Origin of the sequence: Phocaeicola faecicola, from assembly GCF_013618865.1 — a bacterium.
Classification (GTDB): domain Bacteria; phylum Bacteroidota; class Bacteroidia; order Bacteroidales; family Bacteroidaceae; genus Phocaeicola; species Phocaeicola faecicola.
The window spans coordinates 1-912 of sequence record NZ_JABSOE010000162.1; the positions used below are offsets into that span (position 1 = coordinate 1).

At 32.1% G+C, this 912-nt stretch carries 2 protein-coding genes and 1 pseudogene; all 3 read left to right on the forward strand.

The genetic code is table 11. The features are described 5' to 3' along the window. Positions 1-109: pseudogene (locus H3001_RS19945) on the forward strand (ISAon1 family transposase); the annotation flags it as partial. Between the two features lie 123 nt (positions 110-232). Next, on the forward strand, positions 233-586 hold the full coding sequence (locus H3001_RS19140) for a hotdog family protein (RefSeq protein ID WP_181215799.1): 354 nt from the start codon (positions 233-235) through the stop codon (positions 584-586). A 7-nt stretch (positions 587-593) separates the two neighbouring features. After that, positions 594-788 carry a glycosyltransferase family 2 protein gene (locus H3001_RS19145; protein ID WP_181215800.1) on the forward strand — a complete coding sequence of 65 codons (195 nt, stop codon included), beginning with the start codon at positions 594-596 and terminating at the stop codon, positions 786-788. Positions 789-912 lie beyond the last annotated feature (124 nt).

Consider the following 912-nt stretch of genomic DNA (forward strand, 5'->3'; position numbering starts at 1 on the left):
TGAATCATTCAATGCTAAAATCAAACTCTTTAGAGCGAATCTCAGGGGAGTTGTTGACAAGAAGTTTTTCTTATTCCGCATTGCGAACTTATATGCATATCCCCACTAAAAAGCTACTGACCCGAAATATGTGTCTTAATAAGATGAAAATGACACAACCTAATGGTGATTATACACTATATGAATTTTTGGATAAAGAATTTAATAAACAAATTAAACAGTTTGATAAACGATGAATTGGGAAAATAACTTCTACAGAATCAAACATGTTGTTGAAGGAGAGAATGGATTTAAGTGTACTGTTGAATTAATGGAGAAACACCCTATATATGAGGGGCATTTTCCGTTTGAACCCATCGTTCCTGGAGTCTGTACTTTGGCTATTATAAGAAGCTGCTTAAGTGTTTATTCTGATAAGAATATATCTTTCAGTAAAATAAAGGAGTGCAAGTTTATATCAGTTATTAAACCAAAAGCAGGGCTTTTAATATCAACAGACATTACATTTTTAAAAGAAGATACAATATCAGCTATAGTATATAATAACAACAATACAGTCTTAAAACTAAAGGCAACAATCAAATAATATAAATATGGAATATACTGTATATAAGGACCGGTTAAAGCAGTTAAAGTGTGCTGTTATAATACCTACTTATAATAATGAGAAGACTATAAAGAAAGTTGTTGACAGTGTTAGGGATTACTGTGATGATGTTATTGTTGTCAATGATGGTTCTACAGATCATACATCTGCAATACTCGGTGAGTATTCCGGAATACAGTAGAGTTTATATCGAATAATTGATTAAAGCGTTCTTTGACTTATCTTTGTGGTCTAAAAAGTTCAATTGATGTATTATGACAAGATTCGCCACCGTCATAGCCAAGTGCTTGCAGCGACAGGATTAA

Coding starts and splice junctions, on each gene's coding strand:
- H3001_RS19140 (WP_181215799.1), top strand. CDS start 233: ATGAATTGGGAAAATAACTTCTACAGAATCAAACATGTTGTTGAAGGA.
- H3001_RS19145 (WP_181215800.1), top strand. CDS start 594: ATGGAATATACTGTATATAAGGACCGGTTAAAGCAGTTAAAGTGTGCT.